Raw genomic sequence first — 22,769 nt, 5'->3', positions numbered from 1 at the left:
CCTTCTGTGAATGAGTACGGTCGGACAACTCCAGCCGTTCGTCTTTGCGGCATGTACACCACGGCGGATTCAACCGGTGGATGCAATAGTTTGGTTAAAGCGCTCGGCTGGCGTTTCGTAGTTCAATGTCTTCCTCGGACGTTCATTGAGGCGTCTCGCCACAGCATTGAGTTTGGCCTGTGAATACACCGAGAGGTCGGTGCCTTTCGGGAAGTACTGCCTCAACAGTCCATTCGTGTTCTCGTTCGACCCTCGCTGCCAGGGATGTTGTGGGTCGCAGAAGTAGACGGCAATGTCAGTCGCAACAGTAAAGCGCTTGTGGCTGGCCATTTCCGTACCGCGATCCCAGGTTAGCGATTTGTAGAGTTCCTGCGGCAATTTGCAGGCATGTTTGATGAGCGCATTGGCAACCACCTCGCTGTCCTTGCTGGCAATCTTCACCAGCATGACATAGCGTGTCTGGCGTTCGACGAGCGTCGCAATCTGGCTGCTCCCGCTGCCGCAAAGCAGATCACCTTCCCAATGTCCGGGCACTGCGCGGTCCTCGACCGTGGGTGGACGTTCGCTGATCGACACTGTGTCGCGGATCCTGCCGTGGTCGCCCGTCTTCTGCGTGTAGTGGCGGGAACGCCGCATGACCCGGGTACGCCGCAAATGTTCCAGCAATTCCTTCTTCAAGGCACCACGGGCCTGGATGAAGAGACTGCGGTAGATGGTCTCGTGTGACACGTGGTAATCCTCGTTGTCCGGGTACGCGCGCTTGAGCCATCCGGCGATCTGCTCGGGCGACCACTCCAGTTGAAGTTTGTCTGCCACGATGCGTGCCAACATCCGGTGTTCGACCAGCTTACAGGGTTTGGGACGCTGCGCCCGATCCCATGCAAGCTGATCGGCGTGGCTTGCCCGATAGCCATCCGGTCCACTGTTGCGTTTGATCTCGCGGCAGATGGTAGAGGGAGCCCGCGAAAGCCGACTGGCGATTGACTGGATTGAATCGCCAGCAACAAGTGCTCTCGATATCTCCTCCCGCTCGGCTAATGTTAGCGCCAGCCGCGAGCGATGTCGCTGTGCCGGCTGGATTCCACCGGTTTCGCCGATAATCCGTTGCACGGACGAGTGGTGGCGATCGAAAAGCTGGGCGATATGCTGGAGCGACTCACCCTGCCGCCAGCGCTCCCACATCAGCGCTTTCTGCTTCTCGCTGTAGTAAATCCGGCGTCGCTGTTTCATTTGCAACACTCCCGCCGCTCATGCAGCGTTCATTGTGTTGCATCCACCGGTTGAATCCGCCCACTCTAAGCCGTCACGACCTTATCCAATTCCTGCCAGGAAAAGGATTCGGCCCGGCCTGTTAAGTCAATAAAAGCACGGGATGCTGCCCGTTACTTTCCCTTCAACGTAGACATCCCGATAACGGATCGCATAGATGTACATGGCAAGCACCTGCGGCATTCGTGATCGATGTGATCACGGGACTTTGCTTCCAGCGAAGTATCCATTGCACTAGAAACTGCGTGTACTCTCCGACTGCTCTTCCGTGACGGGCTCGTCTATTCGCGCCACGATGTGCTCCGGTCCCAATGATTGTCCACAGGAAAGGCACGCAGGTGTGGCATCCGCGAACAGCGGATCAAGTCCTTCGTATTCTCCCACATGAGAAAGACCGCAGAGGAAATTGAAATGCCACTGTGGCATTACTGTGCTATCCCTGCTTTCCACAATAAAGCCGCGGTGACCGCACGGACACAGCAGGGTAAAAATCTTGCGCCTTTTCATGGACAGCCTCCCTTCCTTCCGAAGAGCCACATGGCCCGCGGCTTTTTCTATCCTGCGTAGAAGACGCCGGTCGTTCCCGCTAAATCCGATCGTACCGATGCGGTTCAAAGTCCGCCGATACAACTCTTGGTCGGCACACGAACGAATGCTCTTCCCACGCACGTCGTATAACTGCAGTCTAACGGGAACGTATAGATCCGTGAAATCATGGTAGGCCGCCGACCCAGAGAAAACCATTGTACGAACGGTCCAGTGCAGTCTTACGTGGGCATACAGCGCTCATACTTTTGGATATCTCGGCGCAGCTTTCGCAGAAGAAAGGGGGCTCTTATCCGCAAGGCGACCTGACGCTCAAGCACCCGCTATGCACGTCGATCCCCTGCGCGTCGCAATCGCGCTGAGAGCGACGCAGCGCGGCATTCTCACAAGTGGGGACTCGTATCGCGGTGCCCAAGACATCCTGAACGTACGGGAGCAGGAATCCCCGTCGACCGTGCGATCTCGAAAGTCTGTTTAGACCGTGTCTAATGCGAACCTGCGCGGGTACGCAGCGACCTAGAACGACGCGCGGGAACCGACAGTTTTGTGCAGTGCGGTATGGGACGTGGGCATTGTCGCTACCATCTCGGGCTTTTCGATCCTCGCGATCTGCTCAGCACGGAAGACGAAAACTTCCAGATCGACGGCATGTCTGGGGTGCGGTTCAACGAGGCTTACTGTAACTGACCTCATGCACGTTAGTAACGCATTCGCTTTGCAGCTTAACGCCACGAATTGCCGTGGGAGGGTCGCTTCCGGTTGTTGTTTGCATTCGGTTGTATGGAAGTTGACGTTCGCCGCCGCGAAGGGTGCATGTCGGGATTGCCACTCGCATTTGCCCGATGGACGACAAATCTCATTATTGGGCGGCCGACTTGCGTTCATATCCTGCAGGTTGCATTTGCGGCGTAAGTAGGCTCCGGGCAGCTAAGCTTGAACCGGGTCGAGAAGACACCAAAGCCTGCGACCGGCGAGATTGAACGGTCGGTCGGCACCGACCTGGGCGTGAAGGGGATCGGAATCCAGAATTAACGGGGTCGGGAAAATCCTCGCGAGTGTAATTGTCCTCATCGCAGAGGCATCGCGAACTGCAAGCTTCCTTTTTACAAACGCCAGGAATCGCGTAAGGCCCCTGGAGAGCTTTTAGCAAGCGCCCGCCTGTCTTGCCCCGTAGGTTGCTTGGCTTACGGTGTATCGATCTCCGGCATTTGAGGAAAGTTGACGAATGAGGCCTTTGCACGAGAAGCCTTGGATGCTGAGGTACTGCTTGGCAGACTTCACCGCCTGCTGGTTCCAATCAACGTTGAGGCTGTTCACCGCTACCGTAGCATCGGCAATCGTGCAACCATCGCCTGCCTCCGATGAGAGTTGCCGAATAAGTCCGTTCCGTGAGAAGCCTTGCATACTGAGATACTGCTTTGCTGATCTAACGGCGTTATTCTGAGGCCCTGTCAGGTCCCCGGCCCATGTGGATGCAGAAACAAACAAAGCGGCAGTCATGGCAACCTTCGAAAAATCCATTGAAGTATCTCCGGAACCTATGCGGTGCGTCTGGCGCCCGCGAAGCCCTTGCCTCACGGTACACGAGCGATGCGCCCTGCAATGAGAAGAGTATTGTGTGCGAGGCGAGGCAAGCTTACCTTAACTTAGAGGTCGATGCCTAAGTAGGCGGTATCTCCGAGTTGGTCGTGCCGAGTCACCGCCGGACTCCGACCGCACTCTCAAACCATCCAGACTATCGGCGATGAATATGCAGTGCGCCGGAAACAGTCCAAGGTCTTGGAATAAGGGAATGGGCCTGTCTGGAATGTGGCGCGTATCACCATCGCGACATCAATGCGGTAGTCAACATTCTCGCGGCGGGACGTCGCCGTCTTGCAGAAGGAATCCTCGTCCTTTCCGCGCACAGCGCGGCAGCCGAAGGCTGAGCGCGGGGAGGGCGTCAAGGCAGTTACCAGCGAACGTTATGCTCGTTCTAGAGGGGCAACTCCTTGCCCCCGCCGCAATGGTCGCGCCTGGTCGCGTTTGCTTCGCCTGTCGTTGATTGCCGCACTGCCTCACCCGACCCTAGCCGTGCATCCACCATTCTTGTCTATTCACCGGTACCACATTTGACTGAGCTGGCCCGAACATCAAAGATGGCCTGGCCAAACAGTCATTTCATGGCCCTACAGTCGGCCTCAGCGACCAGATACTATAGCCGACCCATCAACGAAAAGAAGGCTTGGACAAGATGCCGCGCGCAACGCTCATATCTCCGCAAAGGTCTATTCGACAAAAGTATGCTCGTCGCCGAATCGAGCGGATCGGCGGATTTGAGGGCGTGCGCGGAAGATTCTGTCGATGCTCGGATTTCTCGCGGGTTGCATTCGGGTATGGTTGACCTGAGCGGACCGGCTCACGATTTCTTCTAATTCGCAATGGTTTTCGCGCATTCGCGAATGCCTGTCGCTCCGTATTCCGGCAAGTCCGAAACACCGAGGCACCACCTTTTCTGTGGATTTTCTGTAGTTTTTCCGAAGTCTGCTGTTCCCCATGGAATCCCTTGCGCATAAGCCTCGCATTGATTCGATCGTACCGACTGACCCGATTCCCGCTCCATGGATCGCTACGCCTAATTTGCAAATGTCGAATGAAACCAGAATACTACTGTTCTATGATGGAACAACCGAAGCAAAGTCCGCTTTGTTTCGATGTGTCTCGCTTTCTTTAACGCTTGCGGCCGTTGTCGATGTCGTCACGGTTGTCGATTGCATCGGCACGGCAGCCGTAGCAGGGGGTATGATGAACGAACTCCTGGTATTGCAAATGGAAGCAAGCGCGCGGTCTGACTTGAAAGACGCAATCGACGAGCTCAATACGAATGGAATTTTTGCGCGCGGCCACGTTGTATTTGGCCACGCTGCAGATGCAATCTCTCAGCTGCTCGAACGATTGAGCGCCGACATGATCGTCGTCGGTCACCGTGTGAAAACCGGCTTCGCGAGATGGTACGGCGGTCGCCCGCTTCACATTGACCTGTTGGACAGGTTAAACGGGGCAACGATCGTTACCGTCACTGCGGGCTGATGAGCGAGATCATCCGCATCAGTGGGGCCTCCAGCGGCTTGGGTCGCCCGGCCTGATGCCGTCAAGCCTGGTGGCGTTTGAGTTTCTCTGCTATTAAGGCTGGTACCATTAAGCAAATGGGGCAGTAGTCGATGATGTATAAAAACCGTCCTACCATCCTGACTGGGGACCGGACCACGGGCCCGCTCCATCTGGGCCACTATGTCGGGTCGTTGCGTGCAAGGGTTCAGTTGCAGCATGAAGCACGGCAGTTCCTGCTTCTCGCAGATACACAGGCGTTGACCGACAACGTCGGCCGACACCAGAAAGTAACCGAGAATGTGATTGAAGTAGCACTCGATTGTCTTGCCGTCGGAATCGACCTGACGAAGTCCACCATTCTCATTCAGTCACAGGTACCAGAATTGGCGGAACTCTCTCAGTATCTGCTCAACCTCGTAACCGTCGCGCGTCTTGAACGTAACCCCACCATCAAGGAGGAAATTCGACTACGGGGTTTCGAGAGAGACATTCCGGCCGGCTTCCTGACGTATCCGGTCAGTCAGGCTGCGGATATAACAGCGTTCAAGGCAACGCACGTACCTGTGGGCGATGACCAGTTACCTATGATCGAGCAGACGAACGAGTTGGTGCGCCGCTTTAACACCACAGTTGACCGATCTGTACTGGTCGAGTGCGAAGCTGTGCTCTCGCAGGTTACTCGATTGCCCGGCGTCGATGGCAAAGCCAAGATGAGCAAATCGCTAGGTAACGCGATTACTCTGGGGGCCACTGAGGACGAGATTGCGAAGGCGGTCAGCGACATGTATACCGACCCGAATCACCTGCGGATCAGCGATCCTGGTAGGGTAGAGGGTAATGTCGTGTTTGCGTTCCTCGATGCATTTGAGCCAGACGTACAGAAAGTTGACGAGCTCAAATCGCACTATCGTCGTGGAGGTCTGGGCGATAGTGCGGTAAAACGGGTCCTAAACGAGCGACTGCAGTCACTTATCGAACCCATTCGGGTGCGCCGTCGCGAGCTTGAGGAAGACCGGGGTGAGGTGCTGGCAATCTTGCGCCGCGGTACGATGTGTGCGCGAGAGGTGGCCGCAGAAACGCTGTCGGAGGTCAAAGGCGCGCTGGGGCTGAGCTACTTCTAGGTCAAGCGGCCGCTTTCGACTATTTGTCGATTGCCCGCGATTGTCGCAAGTCGCACAAGGCATTGGGAAAGCATTGACCAACTTCACGCGCGGCGTGGCCGCGAGCGCGCGAAGTTGCACACATAGCGTCGCAGGGCTTAACGCTTACGCGATATTAACCGCCCGTTAGGGGAGGCCGTTAGGGGAGGGCGCTTCATACTTACAAGCTCTATAAGCTCATGACGATCATCTGCAGATGAGACGGCAACAGTCAACCATTTCCCGTCGGGGTATGGATGGGCATCGTCGTAGAGTTTCACCAACTTCGGGCTCCAGGAATAGCGGCGCTCATCAAATTTTTCCCGCTCTGCTCGTCCCAGGACCACAAGAACGGACAACATCCTGTATTCAGGAAGCAACGTGCAGAAGGCTTTGGTCTTCTTGTAGCGCAGTGACCAACCGCGTTTCTTGCCGCCATAGAGCCAGTCTGGCGTGAAAACATTGGGGTACGATTCCTCGATCCAGCTCTGCAGGTCGGCCCAATGCTTGAACGCCTTCGCCCCCATCCAGTTGCGTAGAGTTTGCCCATCGGGCGGCGCCGATTTGTCGGTGATCCTATCTCCAATATCGGGAGACTCTTTCATGTTGCTTCCTTCTCCTCTGCGGGCGGAATGCTTGTATCGGGGGGCGTGCTCTTCTCGCCAACGATCTTACATGAGCTTCTGCCAAGTGATTTAAATGCTTCTGAAGGCTTATTCATATCCTCTGGAGGGGCTGCAATGGCAATACCCCTGATTCACAGATCTTCGCTGCAGCCAGACCCGACGCGCAAATCAGGCCTGCAATGGCTCCATCGTCTGCAGGGAAAGTAACCTTCGGCGTCGTGAATTCAACTATGAAATTTCGTTACTGCGTAACGAACACGGTGACATTCAGTGACGCTGTCCCACTAAAGCGCTATGGCGTGAAACCGCATGGGCTGCGTATGTATATCAGACACCTGTGACAAGGGAGAAGTTAAGTGGTGTCCGGTGGACGCAGTTGAGTAGGTTTTTTCGACGCGAGGTTTCGTCATAGATTGCTTCCCGCTCTGCGTCCTGGTAACCCACATCAGCGATGAGATCGCGGACTTGCACTCCTTGGTAGGCTTCGCCGTTGCGCCACGGATTCGCGCCGGCTCTTTCGCCGCGGCGTCGCCAGCGAGCGCGTTTTGACGAGGCGCGCCGTCAACAGCCATTTGTCAATACGCAGTCCCGCGCCCCGTTTCGGCTGAAAGTCTTGTAGCCGATCAGCGCTTCTTCAGGCTCTTCCAGACGCCATTAGGCATCACACGATTGCACATTGCAGATTGCAAGCCGGAGGCGTAATTTCAAGCCACGGACGCACTTTGCGGCGTGTCCGCCTGAACCGGCCAGCCCTGCAGATGCTGCGCGACGATTTCGCCGAGCGCCGCGATCCACGCGGGCGCCGCGTTCAGGCATGGAATAGCGTGAAAAGCTTTCCCGCCGGCATGAACGAACTCGTCGCGCACTTCCATGCCGATTTCCTCGATCGTCTCCAGGCAGTCCGCGGTAAATCCCGGGCAGAACACGTCCGCGCGATGCACGCCCGCCGCGCCCAATTCCTTGAGCGTCGGCGCTGTATAGGGCTGAAGCCACTCGGCCTTACCGAAACGCGACTGAAACGTCACACGGCAATCGACGGACGTCAGCCCGAGCGCATGCATCAACAGCGACGCCGTCTGTTGACATTGGTCGTGATACGGATCGCCCAGATCGATCGTGCGCTTGGGCACGCCGTGAAAACTCAGCACGAGCTTGTCGCCCGCCGCGAAGTCCGGACGGCCATGCGCATGCCAGTAGTGATTCACTTGCGCCGCAAGCGCCGCGATGTACGCGGGGTGATCCGCGTACTGGCGCACCGTGCGGATTTCCGGCTGGTTGCGCATGCGCTTGAGCGCGGCGAACGCGTCGTCGAAGGCGGTGGCCGTTGTGGACGACGAATACTGCGGGTACATCGGCATCAGCAAAATGCGCTCGGCGCCCGCCAGCTTCAACTGATTGAGGATGGCCGGAATGCCGGGCGTCCCGTAGCGCATCGCGTACTCGACGATCACCGTGTAATCGTTTAGATGCAGCGGATGCCGCAGCCCCTCGACCTGCTTTTGGGTATACACGCGCAACGGCGAGCCCTCAGGCATCCACACCGACGCGTACTTCTTCGCCGAGGCCAGGCCCCGAAACGGCAGGATGAACAGACGCAGGATGACTTGCCATACGAAGGACGGAATCTCGACCACGCGCGGATCGGACAGAAACTGCCCCAGGTAGCGCCGCACGGCGCGAGGCGTCGGCGCATCGGGCGTGCCTAGATTGATCAGCAGTACGGCGACGCGACGAGTCGCTGCGGACTCAATGGGCCGCTTGATATCGAAGCGCATAGGAAAAAGACAAGAGCCGCGCGAAGGCGCGGCACGTAATGGACTGAAAGCTCATTATAGCGGCGCGCTCTGCCAGCGATATCTGGCCGTCCGGCCGATTGGCGCGGAGAAAAGCGCCGCGCATGCTGGACACCGGATATTCGCCGGCGGGATTGGCGAACGCGCGCGGCCTGAAACCCAGAAGCTGTTCATGAGCGGCGGGATTTGTGCACATATCAGTGATCGAAAGCCTCTCTCAACCGTCGGACATGCTTTAAAGCTTGTTCGGGAGTGGCAATATTGGCAAATCCCATCAGCAGGCCAACCGGGGATCGACGGCGTATGCACCATTCGCTCAAGGCCATTATTGCTAAACCTTTGGCATTGGCAGCGGCAGCGAATGCCTTATCGTTGTACTTTGGTTTTAGATGTGCAACCACATGGATTCCCCCCGCGCGTTCGGGAACCAGCAGCATATCGCCGAACACCTGAGCCAAAGCCTGAACAAGATAATCGCGTCTTGTCGCGTAAAGTGAACGCATTTTCTTGATGTGCCGAGCAAAATGGCCCTGCTCCATGAAATCGGCTACGGTGGCCTGAAAAAGGACTGGGTTGCTTCCGAGTTGCGCCATTGAGGTCCGGAACTTGCCGATTTCATGCTCCGGAACCACCAGGTAGGCCAGTCGCAATCCCGGGTACAGCACCTTGCTGAAAGTGCCGGCATATAGCACGCGGCCCCCGTGGTCCAGGCTCTTCAGAGGAGGAAGGGGCCGGCCGTCGTATCTGAACTCACTGTCATAATCGTCCTCCACGATCCAGGAGCGCTGAACTTGGGCCCACTCCAGTAACGCCAGCCTTCGCGGTAGTGACAGGGCGACGCCGGAGGGACTTTGATGTGTCGGGGTGACCACTGCAAACCGTGCGTCGACGGCCTGTTGCAGGCCCGCCTCCACGTTTAGGCCGTCGTCGTCTACGGGCAGCGGGACCAATCGCATACCGGCGTCTTCGAGGAATCGTCGGGCGTGTAGATAGCCAGGATCCTCGAACCAGCCCGTATCACCCCGCCGGAGCAAGGTGCGCCGGATGAGTTCCAGTGCTCCCCGGTATCCTGCCGTGACGAAAACCTGATCGGGCGTGCAGGCGATACCACGGGAAACCGCCAGATAAGCGGCGATCGCCCGTCGCAGCGGCTCATATCCGTTGGGATCCGCGTTGACCATCTCCGCGACGTTCGTCGCGCGCAGATTGCGCCCGGCAAGCCGAACCCAGGTTTTTCGAGGAAAAGCATCCAGTGCGGGCAATCCCAGCTGCAAAGGCTTGGCGCCGGACGGTTTCATCTGATTTGGTCGGTGAATAACGCTCGACCCAACCGGTGTCGTAGCGCCGATGCGCCCATCGAGCTGCGGAGACACAACCGTGCCTGCCGGTCCGCGTCCTATCAGGTAGCCTTCGCTGGTTAACATCTGATATGCCGCCTCGACAGTACCGCGTGCGAGATTCAGCTCGCTCGCGAGGCTTCGAATCGAAGGCACGCGGTCGCCAGGAGCCAGCTTGCCGGTGGCGATTGCATTTCGGAACCGCCAATACAGCTGCAAATAGATCGGCGACTCATGGTCGGTCAGCGACTTAAGGTCAGGTAAATCCATCGCGATGTCCCAATCATTTGGATGTTTCTTGTGCCTATTGAGTAGGTCACCGTTCTTCTAAACTGGTGATTCGCTATCTCGGATATCGCCATGACATTCCCCTCCTTACGTCATATCGACAACGATCAAGATTGTATCGCCTGCTATGCCGTCATGCAGGAGCTACGACCGAATCTCGTCGGGCCGGACGCCTTTGTCACACAATTCCGACGGCAGTCAGAACAGGGTTACCGGCTGCTCGCTGCATGGCAGGGAGAAGAGATCGTTGCGCTGGCGGGTTATCGGTTCCAGGAAAACCTGCTGTACGGTCGCTTCGTCTATATCGATGATCTGGTGGTAGGCGCTGGCGTACGCAGCCAAGGCCTTGGGCGACGACTGATTGAAGCAGTACGTGAAGAGGCGAAACAACTGCGCTGTGATCGGCTTGTGCTCGACACAGGTTTGTCGAACGCGTTTGCTCAGCGCTTTTACTTCCGACAAGGGTTGCTGGCAACAGGATTGCATTTTGTTGAGGCGGTTGACTGATGAGCACCTTTCTTCTGTTGGAATGCAGCCCCCACGGTGAGCGCTCATTGGGCGGCCGGTTGGCACGCGACGCTATCGAACAGTTCCAGTTTGGACGCCCGGAAGTTCGTCTCGTGACGCGCAACGTCGCTACTGATGGGTTGTGCGCCCTTTCTGCGGCGTACGCGCAGGGTCTGTTTGAGTCATGGACGCATACGCCGGATGCCTTCCCGGGTTCCGAACAATTGATTGATGAACTGGAGCGGAGTGCTTACGTGCTGATTTCCACGCCGATGCATAACTTCGCCGTGCCTTCGGCACTGAAGTTATGGGTCGATCACGTTGTGCGTGATGGACGCACGTTCAAACGAGGGAATCGGGGGAAGATTGGGCTACTCAAAGATCGCCCGACACTGGTTCTTGTTCGCTCTGGCACTCCATGCGTTGGCGAAAGAGCGAGTCAACCTGACTTTCTCACGCCGTATCTGCGCCATGTGTTTTCTGTTATCGGGATCCATAGTACCGAATTTGTTTATCTGGCGGGGCAAGACCCGACAGCGGGTGACATTGCGATTGCGCGTGCGAAACTGACCACATCGCTTGAATTTTCATCACGGGTGTTCCGCTCGGTGCGAAACATACAGCGGACTGGACGTTAGGAAGGTTCTACTTCTAACACGGATGGTTTGCTCCGCGGGTACGACGTCAGAATCTCAAAGTGCTTGAGGCGACGCGATACCGAAGACCACGCTCAAGTCGGCTAATTGTCGACATGAGCATCCGTCGGCTGGTTGTTGTTTAATGCGTAGTTGAACCAGTGTTTGCCCACGTAGGTTTTACAAAATTTTCGGCGAGGAGTGTGGTGGGTATTTCGGAATCTTCTCTACGCGTCACTAGCGCTCCCAGCGGTCACGAAAAGACTCACGGATCACAATGGCGGCTTGCAACGCGAACGGACGCCGATTCCGTTGCTGACGGCGATCGCGGCAACGAAAGCGCGTTTTCATTTGCTGCTTCTAGAAGCGTTACTGAGACACGCATCGCGCGATGTGTCTGTCCGTTATCACCATTACCAGCTTTGCCTCCATGACAAGTTTGATTTGAGCGCCTTTAGCCGTTCTTATGCGGCGACGCCAACCAGGATACGACGGTTCTGACGAGATGTAGCATATGCGTACTACACGAACTTTTCACTTAATAATCGCGATTGCGGCTTCTGCTATTGGATTAGCAGCGTGCGGAAAGAAGGAATCCGTTCAAAGCCCTCAAATACCTGAAATCGGCTTTGTGACCGTGAATCCGCAAGCAGTACCCATCTTCACTGAGCTACCGGGACGCACAAGCGCGTATCTGGTCGCACAGGTGCGTGCGCGAGCAGACGGGATTGTACTTAGCCGTGACTTTGTTGAGGGAAGTGAGGTAAGGGCAGGTCAACGCCTTTACAAGATCGACCCCGCTCCGTACATCGCCAAGGTCGATGCCGCAAAGGCCGCTCTTGCCAAGGCCGAAGCAAGTCTTATCACCGCGAGCGCCTTGGCAAAGCGGGATAAGGTGCTGGTCGCGGCGAGTGCGATTAGCGAGCAGGATTACGAGAACGCCGTCTCCGCGGAGAGGTCAGCGGCCGCTGATGTCGCTGCAGGAAAGGCGGAAGTGGAGACGGCCCAAATCAATCTTCGCTACACCGACGTAATTGCACCTGTGACAGGTCGCACAGGTGTATCGCAGGTTACCCCAGGCGCATATGTTCAGGCGAGTCAGGCGACTTTGATGGATACGATTCAGGAGATGGATCGCGTATATGTCGATGTCGCACAAGCCAGCCTCGACGGACTCAAACTTCGTCGCGAGATTCAGGAGGGGCGTCTAACGACGACCGGTCCAAATGCGGCCAGAGTCACATTGATTCTTGAAGACGGACGGGAGTATTCGCACAAGGGGACTTTGCAATTCTCTGACGTGACCGTAGATCAATCTACGGGTTCCGTCACGTTGCGGGCGGTGTTTCCGAATCCCGATCGCGTCCTGCTGCCTGGCATGTTCGTCCAGGCGCGTATAGAGAAGGGAATCGACGAACATGCGTTTCTTGTACCACAGGTTGGCGTCACGCACGACCAGAAGGGGCAGGCGAACGCACTCGTAGTGGGCGGCGATAACAAGGTGGTTGCGCGCTCTATTGTCACCGTCGGCACTTACGGTAGTGACTGGGTCGTCGACAGTGGCTTGCAGCCGGGAGATCGAGTGATCGTACAAGGCGCAGGAAAAGTGCGTCCCGGCATGACGGTGAAGGCCGTTCCGGCGACAAATGCGGCGACAGCAATGGGATCTTCCGTTGAACCTGTCTCCCGGCGCAGCCCTTCACCGGGTGCACCCGTCTCACAATCTGCAGCCTCTGGCGTTTGAGTAGGAGTAGCGTCAATTGTCCAAGTTCTTTATCGATCGCCCGATTTTCGCGTGGGTGATTGCGATTATCCTAATGTTTGCAGGCGCAGCGTCCATTATCGCGCTTCCAGTCGCCCAGTATCCACAAATCGCACCGCCTGCGATCCAGATCACGGCAAACTATCCCGGTGCTTCCGCAAAAACCGTCGAAAGTACGGTGACTCAGGTCGTCGAGCAGCAAATGATCGGTCTCGATCATCTGCTGTACATGTCGTCCAACAGCGATGACTCGGGCGGCTCAACGATTACGATTACGTTCGCGCCGGGCACAAACCCGGACACTGCACAGGTCCAGGTGCAGAACAAGTTATCCCTTGCAACACCGCTGCTACCCCAAGCCGTGCAGCAGCTGGGCTTGCAGGTCACAAAATCGACTAGCAGCTATCTGCTGTGGATCGCTTTTACATCCGATGATGGGAGCATGTCTTACGTCGATTTGACGGATTATGTCGCATCGCATGTTCTTGATCCCATTAGCCGTATCAACGGTGTGGGACAGACACGTTTGCTGGGCTCACAGTATGCGATGCGGATCTGGCTCGATCCGTCCAAGCTGACTAACTATTCGCTTACGCCACTAGATGTCACGCATGCGATATCGAATCAAAACGTGCAGGTTGCTGCCGGGCAGATTGGTGGTACGCCAGCGGTAACGAACACTGTAATGCAGGCCACCATTACCGCAGCCACTCTTCTCCGAACACCGGAGCAATTCGGGAATATCCTGTTGCGGGTTAATCAGGACGGCTCCCAGGTACGTCTAAAGGACGTGGCTAGAATCGAGCTGGGCGCCGAGACGTATAGTTTCGATACAAAGTTTAAGGGGCAACCTGCTGCCGGCTTCGGAATCCAGCTTGCGCCGGGCGCTAATGCCCTGCAGACGGTTAGCGCAATTCAAGCGAAGGTGAAGGAACTGTCGGCATCATTCCCGCACGGGCTCGCGGTCCATTATCCGTACGACAGCTCACCGTTCGTGCATAAATCTATCGCGGAAGTTGTTAAGACACTAATCGAAGGGATAGTGCTTGTCTTCCTGGTGATGTACCTGTTTCTGCAGAACCTCCGTGCAACGTTGATCCCGACAATTGCCGTACCAGTTGTTTTGCTTGGCACGCTTGGCGTCGCGAACGTGCTCGGTTTTTCGATCAACGTGCTGTCGATGTTTGGACTTGTGCTCGCGATTGGCCTGCTCGTCGACGATGCGATCGTGGTCGTTGAGAACGTAGAACGCGTGATGATGGAGGAGGGGCTTTCACCGCGAGAGGCAACTCGCAAGGCGATGGGACAGATTACAGGCGCGCTGATTGGTGTCGCGCTGGTGCTGTCGGCAGTATTTGTTCCGGTCGCGCTCTCTGGTGGATCTGTCGGCGCGATTTATAGAGAGTTTTCTGTGACTATCGTCTCGGCAATGGTCTTGTCGGTGCTCGTTGCACTGATTTTGACACCGGCGCTCTGTGCGACGATCTTAAAACCGATTCCGCGCGGTCATAAGGCCGAAAGGGGGGGATTCTTCGGCCGGTTTAACCGGATGTTCGATCTGGGTCGCGTCAAATACCAGGGCGGTGTGCATCACGTCATCCGACGATCGGGGCGGTGGATGCTGATTTACCTCGCCGTTATCGCTGGCGTTGCAGCACTTTTCATACAGTTGCCGAAGTCCTTCCTTCCAGACGAGGACCAGGGGTACATGTTCGTCATTGTGCAGACCCCACCCGGTTCGACGAAGGAAATAACCGGACGCACGCTTTCAGACATCAACGACTACTTGCTGACGAGCGAGAAGGACGTCGTAAAATCGGTGTTTACGATGAATGGGTTCAGCTTTGCCGGCCGAGCTCAGAACGCGGGTCTTGCGTTTGTAAAACTGAAGGACTTCGAACAGCGCCAGCACACAGATCAAAGCGTTCACATGTTGATTCGGCGTGTGGCTGCACACTACGCAAAGTACAAGGATGCCAAAGTCATTCCCTTTAACCCGCCTGCGATTCGTGAATTGGGTACGGCATCAGGCTTTGACTTTGAGTTGACGGACAACGCTGGCGTTGGACATGAGGCTCTGATGGATGCCCGAAATCAACTGCTGCGGATGGCTTCCGAGGATCCGGTACTGTCACTAGTACGTCCTAACGGCCTAAACGACACGTCCACATACGAGGTCGATATCGATAGGGAGAAAGCGCAAGCCCTTGGTGTGTCGCCGTCCGCGATTGATCAATCCTTGTCTATCGCATGGGCATCTCAATATGTGAACAACTTCCTCGACGCCGACGGTCGGATCAAGCGTGTCTATGTGCAGGCTGACGCGCCATTCAGGAGGACACCCGAAGACCTGAGTCGATGGTATGTGCGCAACGACGCCGGGACAATGGTGCCGTTCAGCACCTTTGCTGACAGCCGGTGGGCGTACGGTTCTCCGAAGCTCGAACGTTACAACGGCGTGTCGTCTGTGGAGATTTTGGGCCAGGCTGCGCCAGGAAAGAGCACTGGACAGGCTACGGCGGAAATGGAGGCGCTCGCGAAAAAATTGCCTGCGGGCATCGGTTATTCGTGGACTGGGTTGTCGTTCCAGGAAGTTCAGTCTGGCTCGAAGGCTCCGATCATCTACGGCACGTCGATTCTCGTTGTGTTCCTTTGTCTCGCGGCGTTATACGAGAGCTGGTCGATTCCGTTCTCTGTAATTATGGTCGTGCCGGTTGGCGTCATCGGCGCGCTGCTGGCCACGACATTCCGAGGTCTTGAGAATGACGTTTTCTTCCAGGTCGGTCTTTTGACTACCGTCGGGCTGTCAGCAAAAAATGCGATCCTCATTGTTGAGTTCGCGCGTGAACTGCAGGATAAGCAAGGGATGGCTCCGATTGATGCGGCGCTTGAGGCGGCGCGCCTGCGGCTGCGCCCCATCATCATGACATCCCTCGCGTTCATCTTCGGAGTCTTTCCGCTTGCCGTCAGTAATGGCGCAGGGTCCGCTAGTCAGCATGCAATCGGGACAGGAGTGATCGGCGGGATGCTGACGGCGACGTTCCTAGCGATTTTCCTGATTCCGATGTTCTACGTGAAGGTGCGAACGATGTTCGCTCGCCAGGGCGGTGGTATCGATGAGGCCATGCACATCGTAGAGGAGCATGAGCAGTAAACGCATACCCATCGTGACGACGAAATCAACGAGAACCTCAATGAGACCCCTTGTCCTAACCATCGCAGCGGGAACGCTTATGGCGGCAGGCTGCACAATGATTCCTGCGTACCAACGCCCTGCCGCGCCAATCTCGAACCTATATCCCACGGGCGGAGTGTATGCAACGCAGTCGAGTCACGGCGGTGCAGACCGAAGTGCGAAGGATCGCGCTGCGGCCGATATTGGATGGCGTGAATTCTTCGCCGACCCGAGATTGCAAAAACTTGTCGAAATCGCTCTCAGAAATAATCGCGATTTGCGCGTGGCCGTATTCAACGTGGACGCCGATCGCGAGCGGTACCGCATAACCCGGGCTGCTTCACTTCCGGCAATTGACGCCTCGGCTGGGGCGAACGTACAACGGACGCCCAAGGATTTGGCAGTTTCTGGACGAACTGTTTCCAGGGATTATACCGTTGGGCTAAATACGTCTTGGGAGATCGATCTCTGGGGACGCATTCGGAGTCTGAGCGGAGCAGCTCTGGCGCAATATCTCGCAACAGCACAGGCGAGAAAATCAGTCCAGATTGCACTTGTGGCGCAGGTCGCCGACGAGTACCTAACGTTGCTTGCGTACGATGATCTCCTGAATGTGACGAAAAATACGCTATCGACAGCGCAGGAATCCTACCGCTTAACGAAGCTTCAGTTCGACACCGGGGTTGGCTCTGAACTTGACCTGAGGGAGGCGCGGAGTGTAGTAGACCATGCACGGGCAAATCTCGAAGCACAAGCCCGTGCTCGGGCCCAAGCTGAGAACGCGCTCGTGCTCCTAATTGGTGAACCGTTGCCGGACGATCTGCCGCTCGGGTTGTCGCTCGACGCCCAGGATCTGCTAGCAGATGTCCCTGCGGGGTTGCCGTCGGATTTGCTTTCACGTCGCCCCGACATCATGGAGGCCGAAGAGCAGCTGATTGCAGCTAACGCGAACATTGGAGCAGCGCGGGCCGCGTTCTTTCCCAGGATTTCTCTCACCGGTGCTTTCGGTACAGCGAGTCCAACATTGGGGGACCTCTTCAAGGCCGGATCAGCGGCTTGGAGCTTCGCTCCTCAAGTGGCCTTGCCGATTTTCGAGGGAGGTGCGAATACCGCGAACCTGAATCGAGCCAACGTTCAAAAACAGATACAGATTGCAAACTATGAGAAAACCATACAGTCAGCATTCCGTGAGGTCGCGGACGGCCTTGCTGCACGCGGGACTTACGACAATGAGATCGCCGCCCTTCGAAGCAATCAGGACGCACAGCAGCGGCGCTTTGACCTGGCGTACGCACGATATCGTAACGGCGCCGACAGTTATCTATCGGTGCTGACGGCTCAAAACGATCTTTACTCGTCCGAGCAACAGTTGGTAGTGACTCGACTCGCGCGATGGACAAGTATCGTTGACCTGTACCGAGCTCTCGGCGGGGGCTGGTTGGAGCACTCGGGTGATGAGCCAATAGCGCTGGATGCTACTGCGAGCTATGCGCGTGTGACCTCCCCCGATTTGAAGGCCGGAGTTTCCCTTGGAGCGCCATTTTCCAATGGAACCATGTGATTCTCCGCTGCCGACGGGATTCGTGTTGGCATTGGCCTTATAGCTCCTGCTTGCCCTGAATGCGGCGGTGGACTCTGCCCGTGCCGGTGCGGCGGGGCGAGGCTTCTCTGTTATCGCGAGCGAAATCCGGTCTCTCGCGATCCGGTGTGCGGCGTCCGCCAGCGAAGTGCGGAACGCGAGATCTCTGTCAGGTTCTTAGGTCGCGAAGGGCGTCGAGGGTTCGATCGAGAGCGTGCAACGGACGAGCGAAATTCTTACGAGTATCCAGAATCTGTCGGTCCGGGCTCACGTCATATCGGAGGCATCGAGACAACAGGAGAGCTCACTGCGTGATGTGGCCGAGGCGCTCTTGCAGATCGATGGCGCGACACAACAGAATGCGGTGCTCGCGGAGCAGATGACATCTGCGGCTCAGGTACTGGATGAGAAAACGGCGGCTCTCGCGGAGGCGACAAGGCACACCCGGTTGCGGCAGGGGACGGCAGACGAAGCGTACGCCTTGGTCCAAGCGGCAATTGAACTCGTCGCTTCCGCTGGATTGCGGGCAGCACTTGATGATTTTAACGACCCATCGGGTAAATTCGTCGACAGGGGCCTGTACGCGATCGTCAGCGATCGGGAAGGCATTTTTCACGCATTCGCTGCTCGACTGGAAATGATTGGCCAAGGCATGGCATCCATGCCCGGCCTGGACGCCAAGAAGTACATGGCCGACGCGCTCAAGGCGGCTTGAGCAGGCGGAGGGTGGGTGGATTTCCAGATCAGGCATCCTGCGACTGGCGTGATCACCGACAACTCATCCTACGTTGCCTTCCTAGAGCCTGAGCGGCTGCTTGTCAGTTGCGGCTTTTTGAAGTCGTGAGTGCTGCGGGACCTGCTGAGCCGGATCTGACCTATCGGCGCCGCGTATTCGGTCGAAATCAGTGTAGCGTCGCCTGGTGGCCTGCGCGTGTTTTCGTTCGTCCATTAGGTTTTCTCAATTGGGCTCGAGTTTTCCTGCTGCCCAAACGCATCAAAGATTGTATTTCGAAGCCACCGGTTGTCTGGATCACTGTGATAGTGGTCGTCCCAGATCACATTGATTGGGATTTCAGGGATGCGATTGGGGCAATCGACTGTGATCAGCGTTCGTCAAATGTGGCTGTGACGAAGCGAAATTAAACCATCTTCGAATCAACGATCAGCGGATGCAGGTATGCGAGTTGGTTGGCGAAGTGCTTTTCGCACGGCCGGCGCGACTTCGGTCGCAAGCAACTCGATTGATCCGAGGACTTTCTCGAAAGGCATCCCACCGATGTCCATCTGCGCCATATAACGTTGATGTCCAAACAACTCGTGTTCCATCAGCACTTTATCGACGATTTCGTGGACACTGCCCACGAATAGCGCGCCGCGTGGGGAGGCCAGCGTTTCGTATTCTTGCCTGGACATCGCCGCCTGTCCGCGAGGCAAGTTGTTTGCGATATAGCTGCGGTAGTGCGGAAAGAACTCGTCGCGCGCGCGCTGTCCGTCGTGTTGCACGTGAAAGTGCCCGGAAATGGCAACGTGTAACGCATCACGGGGGTGACCGGCCTCTATGCCGCGCTGGCGATAGAGTTCGATGAACGGCACGAAGCGCTCCGGCATACCGCCGATGTTCGCGAGGTTCAGTGGTAGGCCTGCGCGACCGGCGCGAATCGCACTGGTCGGTGTGCCGCCCGCAGCGATCCAGATCGGCAGATGCCCGTGCAGCGGCCGCGGCATTATTGCAGCGGATTCGAGAGCGGGCCGATGATGGCCCTGCCAGGTCACCACCGCTCGTTCGTCGATTGCCTGAAGCAGCCCGAGCTTTTCCTCGAACAGCGCTTCATAATCGGCGAGCGCGTACCCGAAAAGTGGAAAGGATTCGATATATGCGCCACGCCCCACCAGCAGTTCAGCGCGGCCCGCAGACAGGAGGTCGAGCGTGCTGAACTGCTGATAGAGCCGCACGGGGTCGTCGGAACTCAGGATGCTCACCGCACTTGTAAGGCGTATGCGCTGCGTAACCGCCGCAATCGCGGCGAGCACGACAGAAGGTGATGAAATCGCGAAGTCGCGGCGATGATGCTCGCCCACTCCGAAGACGTCGATGCCGGCCTCATCGGCGAATTTCGCTGCTTCAACTATGTCGTTGATGCGTTCGCGCGCGCTCGTCCCATCGGACGCACCGTGCGCGAGGTCGCCGAACGTGTAGATGCCAAATTCCATATCATTTTCCACGGTCTTCGTCTGAACTGCCGATCAAGCGCTGCGTAGAGTCGGCTTCAGCGCGAAAGCACCGTCGCCAACGAGCGCGAGGGCGGCCGCGGTCACTGCGAGAAACACAGGATATTCCCACCCACCGTTCGCGTTGGTGAACATCCAGCCGTTCCCGAAGTGCACGGTCGAAGCGACGAGCAGTTCAATAGCGCCCACTGCAGCGACGGCACGAGCGTAGACGCCGAGAAGCAGCAGCACGCCCGCGAAAATTTCAAAAACGATGATCGGCCACGCGAATGCGCCTGCAAAGCCGACGGATTCGAAGAACTTTGCCGTTCCGGCCGGAGTGAAGACCAGGAGCTTGGTCAGTCCGTGTGCCACAAACATGAAGCCAAGAGCGAGACGCAGGACAAAGGCTGCGTAGGGTGCCGTGCGAAGGTCGTTCATAAGAGCTCCAATTACTGTTGTTAAATTTCGATTTGCCGGCTGAGCCAGCTTGAAAAATCCCGTACAACGTCGGCATTTAGCGAGTGACCGATGGGATAAATGTGGGTTTCGTGTTGCACGCCGAGTTCCGTTAGCCTCCTATCAGCATGATTCGCGAACGCAACGCGCAGCTTGTCGTCATACTCACCGTGTGCGATGAAGCCGGCGGTTTGCTTGAGTGCCTCACGTGATGCGAGATGTGGCTCAAGCTCCGGCAAAATGCGGCCACTCAGAATCGCAAAGCGCGCAACGTCTTCAGGCGCCGACAGAGCCACGCTGGCGCTGAGAATGCCGCCCTGGCTGAAGCCGGCCATCAACGCAGGCATCGGGGCTGCGCCGTCGCGCTTGCTGAGCGACTGCACGAGCTGATGCAAGCGCATCCTGCTGTCATTTGCCTGGTCCGCGTTGATGACTGGGCCATTCGCGCCGAAGTGGACCTGAAACCAGGCGTACTGTCCGTGTGCGAGCGTGAATTGACTGCGCACGAACACGAGTTCGAGCTGCTTCGGTAGATCGACGGCAAGTGGCATCAGGTTCGTTTCGTTGCCGCCCACTCCGTGGAGGAGAAAGAGGCGTCCGAGCGGTTGCTCGGACGCCGGGACGACGCGGAACGAGAGACCCGAAGCCTCGTCACGTTGCAAGATGTCCATGAGTGCGCCACTTCCGCTTATTTAGAGATCCAGGCCGGTGCGACGGACGTGCCCATCCCTGCGCCGTACCCGAAGTAAATGTTCAGGCCGGCCAGCGGCTCGAGGTAACGCGCGTTTTTCAGACCGCCCGCATCGACCGGTCGGAAGCCGAGGCTTTCAATCAGAGATTTCACCTGAGCCTTGGCGTCCGAGCTGTCGCCGGCAAGGAACACGCTGCCGAGCTGGCCGTTTGCGAACGCAGGGCCATCGGCGAGAACTTGGGCGAAGAGGGTGTTGAACGCCTTCACGACTTCGGCACCCGGGACAGCGCGCGCGATCTCTTCCGCAGCCGAGGTTTCATGGCCAATGGTCAGGCCCATGTAGTCGGCAGTAAGGGGATTCGTGATATCGATGACCGTCTTGCCGGTGAGGTTGCCGACCGAGCGCAATGCGTCGACTGCGTCGCCGTAGCCGGTGGAAAGGATCACGATTTCACTGTCGCCCACGGCCTGTGCCGGCGTTGTGGCTTCGACACCAGCGTATTGGTTGGCGACGGCTTGTGCCTTGGCGGCGTCACGGCCGGTGACGCGTACTGCATGACCTGCTTGGGAAAGTTGCTTCGCAAAGGCCGAGCCCATGTTGCCCGTCCCGATTACCGTGATCTTCATACTCCACTCCGTATTGATTCGTGGGAATGAGACCATCCTATTGATGCCAAGTATGAAGATAAACTATGGTTTTGTGGATTTATAAACCCTTATATCGGGACAATAATGGACAAGAGCCAGGAGATGACCGCGTTCACAGCGGTCGTTGATGCCGGCAGCTTCGTGGCGGCTGCGGAGACACTCCGGATCTCCAAAACCGCCGTCTCGCGGTACGTGGATGCATTGGAGCAACGTATTGGGGTGCGCTTGCTGCATCGAACGACGCGGCGCCTGTCGCTCACTGAGGAGGGGCGCCTGTTCTATCAGCGAGCGCGCGACATCTTGGCCGCGATAGATGATGCCGAGGCGGAGGTCGGATCCAGAACGCAAGTGCCGAGTGGATCGATTCGCGTAAACGTGCCGCTGAGTTTCGGGATGTCGCACCTTGCGTCGATATGGGGTCAGTTCATGACGTCCTACCCGCAAATCGACCTCGACATCACGCTCAACGACCGGGTCGTCGATCTTGTCGACGAAGGCTACGATTTGGCGGTGCGCATCAGTTCGCTGCCGGACTCTTCCCTGGTCAGCCGAAAGCTTGCGACAACGGAAATGCTCACTTGCGCTTCGCCCGGCTACCTCGCCCGCAATGGGACGCCGAGCCACCCGCGGGACCTCACCGAGCATCGCGTCCTGGCTTATACAGGGCTGACTGAAAGAGACGAGTGGCGCTTCCAGGGCCCCGAAGGAGAAGTTGTAGTCCGAACGCGCGCACGCGTGTATTCGAACAACGGCGATACCTGTCGTGCAATTGCGCTGAGTGATGGCGGCATAATTTTGCAGCCGAGCTTCATGGTGGCAGGAGACTTGGAGCGCGGGCAACTGATTCGAGTGTTCCCAGAATACCGATCGCGCGCGTTGGGGATTTATGCCGTCTACCCAAGCCGGAAGCAATTGCCGCTGAAGGTTCGCTGCCTGGTCGACTTCCTGGCGGAAGCGTTCAAGATTGCACCGTGGCGCTCCGTCGAAGGTCTTGGGGCTAGTTGAGAAGCTCAGTAT

General features: G+C 57.1%; 21 protein-coding genes. 11 read left to right on the top strand and 10 right to left on the bottom strand.

Going from position 1 to position 22,769, the window contains the following annotated elements:
• Positions 1-69 precede the first annotated feature (69 nt).
• From HDG33_RS29235 to HDG33_RS29225, 3 genes are all read right to left on the bottom strand, one after another.
• Positions 70-1,230 carry an IS30 family transposase gene (locus HDG33_RS29235; RefSeq protein WP_184037373.1) on the bottom strand — a complete coding sequence of 387 codons (1,161 nt, stop codon included), beginning with the start codon at positions 1,228-1,230 and terminating at the stop codon, positions 70-72.
• Between the two features lie 273 nt (positions 1,231-1,503).
• The gene (locus HDG33_RS29230; protein ID WP_184037450.1) at positions 1,504-1,776 is read right to left on the bottom strand and encodes a hypothetical protein; all 273 of its coding nucleotides are present in this window, start codon (positions 1,774-1,776) and stop codon (positions 1,504-1,506) included.
• Positions 1,777-2,958: 1,182 nt separating this feature from the next.
• On the bottom strand, positions 2,959-3,336 hold the full coding sequence (locus tag HDG33_RS29225; RefSeq protein WP_184037448.1) for an Ltp family lipoprotein: 378 nt from the start codon (positions 3,334-3,336) through the stop codon (positions 2,959-2,961).
• A 227-nt stretch (positions 3,337-3,563) separates the two neighbouring features.
• Here HDG33_RS29225 and HDG33_RS29220 point away from each other — a divergent pair, with 227 nt between their 5' ends.
• The 3 genes from HDG33_RS29220 (at position 3,564) to trpS (ending at position 6,026) form a co-directional block, all read left to right on the top strand.
• Positions 3,564-3,743 (top strand): zinc ribbon domain-containing protein, encoded by a 180-nt coding sequence (locus HDG33_RS29220; protein WP_311548394.1) that lies wholly within the window; start codon positions 3,564-3,566, stop codon positions 3,741-3,743.
• Positions 3,744-4,350: 607 nt separating this feature from the next.
• Positions 4,351-4,884 (top strand): universal stress protein, encoded by a 534-nt coding sequence (locus tag HDG33_RS29215; RefSeq protein ID WP_260330617.1) that lies wholly within the window; start codon positions 4,351-4,353, stop codon positions 4,882-4,884.
• Positions 4,885-5,015: 131 nt separating this feature from the next.
• The gene (gene trpS / locus HDG33_RS29210; protein ID WP_184037446.1) at positions 5,016-6,026 is read left to right on the top strand and encodes a tryptophan--tRNA ligase; all 1,011 of its coding nucleotides are present in this window, start codon (positions 5,016-5,018) and stop codon (positions 6,024-6,026) included.
• 137 nt (positions 6,027-6,163) lie between these two features.
• Here the strand turns inward: trpS and HDG33_RS29205 are convergent, their stop codons facing one another.
• From HDG33_RS29205 to HDG33_RS29195, 3 genes are all read right to left on the bottom strand, one after another.
• Positions 6,164-6,649: a DUF3788 domain-containing protein gene (locus HDG33_RS29205; protein ID WP_184037444.1), complete on the bottom strand. Its 486-nt coding sequence runs from the start codon at positions 6,647-6,649 to the stop codon at positions 6,164-6,166.
• A 725-nt stretch (positions 6,650-7,374) separates the two neighbouring features.
• The gene (gene hemH, locus HDG33_RS29200) at positions 7,375-8,445 is read right to left on the bottom strand and encodes a ferrochelatase (RefSeq protein WP_184037442.1); all 1,071 of its coding nucleotides are present in this window, start codon (positions 8,443-8,445) and stop codon (positions 7,375-7,377) included.
• Positions 8,446-8,660: 215 nt separating this feature from the next.
• A complete protein-coding gene (locus HDG33_RS29195; protein WP_184037440.1) occupies positions 8,661-10,070 on the bottom strand; it encodes a PLP-dependent aminotransferase family protein in 1,410 nt (469 codons plus the stop codon).
• A 90-nt stretch (positions 10,071-10,160) separates the two neighbouring features.
• Between HDG33_RS29195 and HDG33_RS29190 the strand changes: the two genes are divergently transcribed.
• The 7 genes from HDG33_RS29190 to HDG33_RS29160 all read left to right on the top strand — a co-directional run bounded on the left by HDG33_RS29190 (position 10,161) and on the right by HDG33_RS29160 (position 18,461).
• Complete coding sequence (locus tag HDG33_RS29190; RefSeq protein WP_184037438.1) at positions 10,161-10,595, top strand: GNAT family N-acetyltransferase; 435 nt, start codon at positions 10,161-10,163, stop codon at positions 10,593-10,595.
• Positions 10,595-11,233 (top strand): FMN-dependent NADH-azoreductase, encoded by a 639-nt coding sequence (locus HDG33_RS29185; protein ID WP_184037435.1) that lies wholly within the window; start codon positions 10,595-10,597, stop codon positions 11,231-11,233. Before HDG33_RS29190 ends, HDG33_RS29185 begins: the two co-directional genes overlap by 1 nt.
• Positions 11,234-11,744: 511 nt before the next feature.
• Positions 11,745-12,974, top strand: coding sequence for an efflux RND transporter periplasmic adaptor subunit (locus HDG33_RS29180; RefSeq protein ID WP_184037432.1), 1,230 nt, complete (start codon positions 11,745-11,747; stop codon positions 12,972-12,974).
• 16 nt (positions 12,975-12,990) lie between these two features.
• Complete coding sequence (locus HDG33_RS29175; protein WP_184037430.1) at positions 12,991-16,146, top strand: efflux RND transporter permease subunit; 3,156 nt, start codon at positions 12,991-12,993, stop codon at positions 16,144-16,146.
• Positions 16,147-16,186: 40 nt separating this feature from the next.
• Entirely contained in the window at positions 16,187-17,728 is a 1,542-nt protein-coding gene (locus HDG33_RS29170) for an efflux transporter outer membrane subunit (RefSeq protein WP_184037427.1), read from the top strand.
• 46 nt (positions 17,729-17,774) lie between these two features.
• Positions 17,775-17,927 carry a methyl-accepting chemotaxis protein gene (locus tag HDG33_RS38435; protein ID WP_184037524.1) on the top strand — a complete coding sequence of 51 codons (153 nt, stop codon included), beginning with the start codon at positions 17,775-17,777 and terminating at the stop codon, positions 17,925-17,927.
• A gap of 150 nt (positions 17,928-18,077) precedes the next feature.
• Entirely contained in the window at positions 18,078-18,461 is a 384-nt protein-coding gene (locus HDG33_RS29160) for a hypothetical protein (protein ID WP_184037424.1), read from the top strand.
• Positions 18,462-18,901: 440 nt separating this feature from the next.
• Here the strand turns inward: HDG33_RS29160 and HDG33_RS29155 are convergent, their stop codons facing one another.
• Genes HDG33_RS29155 through HDG33_RS29140 form a run of 4 tightly spaced genes read right to left on the bottom strand, consistent with a single transcriptional unit; the run spans position 18,902 to position 21,731 of the window.
• Positions 18,902-19,957, bottom strand: coding sequence for an LLM class flavin-dependent oxidoreductase (locus tag HDG33_RS29155; protein ID WP_184037421.1), 1,056 nt, complete (start codon positions 19,955-19,957; stop codon positions 18,902-18,904).
• Between the two features lie 33 nt (positions 19,958-19,990).
• Positions 19,991-20,395 (bottom strand): DoxX family protein, encoded by a 405-nt coding sequence (locus HDG33_RS29150; RefSeq protein ID WP_184037418.1) that lies wholly within the window; start codon positions 20,393-20,395, stop codon positions 19,991-19,993.
• 20 nt (positions 20,396-20,415) lie between these two features.
• Complete coding sequence (locus HDG33_RS29145; RefSeq protein WP_184037415.1) at positions 20,416-21,084, bottom strand: alpha/beta hydrolase; 669 nt, start codon at positions 21,082-21,084, stop codon at positions 20,416-20,418.
• A gap of 17 nt (positions 21,085-21,101) precedes the next feature.
• Positions 21,102-21,731, bottom strand: coding sequence for an NADPH-dependent F420 reductase (locus HDG33_RS29140; RefSeq protein ID WP_184037412.1), 630 nt, complete (start codon positions 21,729-21,731; stop codon positions 21,102-21,104).
• A gap of 105 nt (positions 21,732-21,836) precedes the next feature.
• Here HDG33_RS29140 and HDG33_RS29135 point away from each other — a divergent pair, with 105 nt between their 5' ends.
• Positions 21,837-22,757: a LysR family transcriptional regulator gene (locus HDG33_RS29135; protein ID WP_184037408.1), complete on the top strand. Its 921-nt coding sequence runs from the start codon at positions 21,837-21,839 to the stop codon at positions 22,755-22,757.
• Positions 22,758-22,769 lie beyond the last annotated feature (12 nt).

Source organism: Paraburkholderia sp. Cpub6 (assembly GCF_014201065.1).
Taxonomy (GTDB): domain Bacteria; phylum Pseudomonadota; class Gammaproteobacteria; order Burkholderiales; family Burkholderiaceae; genus Paraburkholderia; species Paraburkholderia tuberum.
The sequence above is the reverse complement of the archived record's forward strand: the minus strand, read 5'-3'. Positions and strand labels throughout refer to the sequence as shown.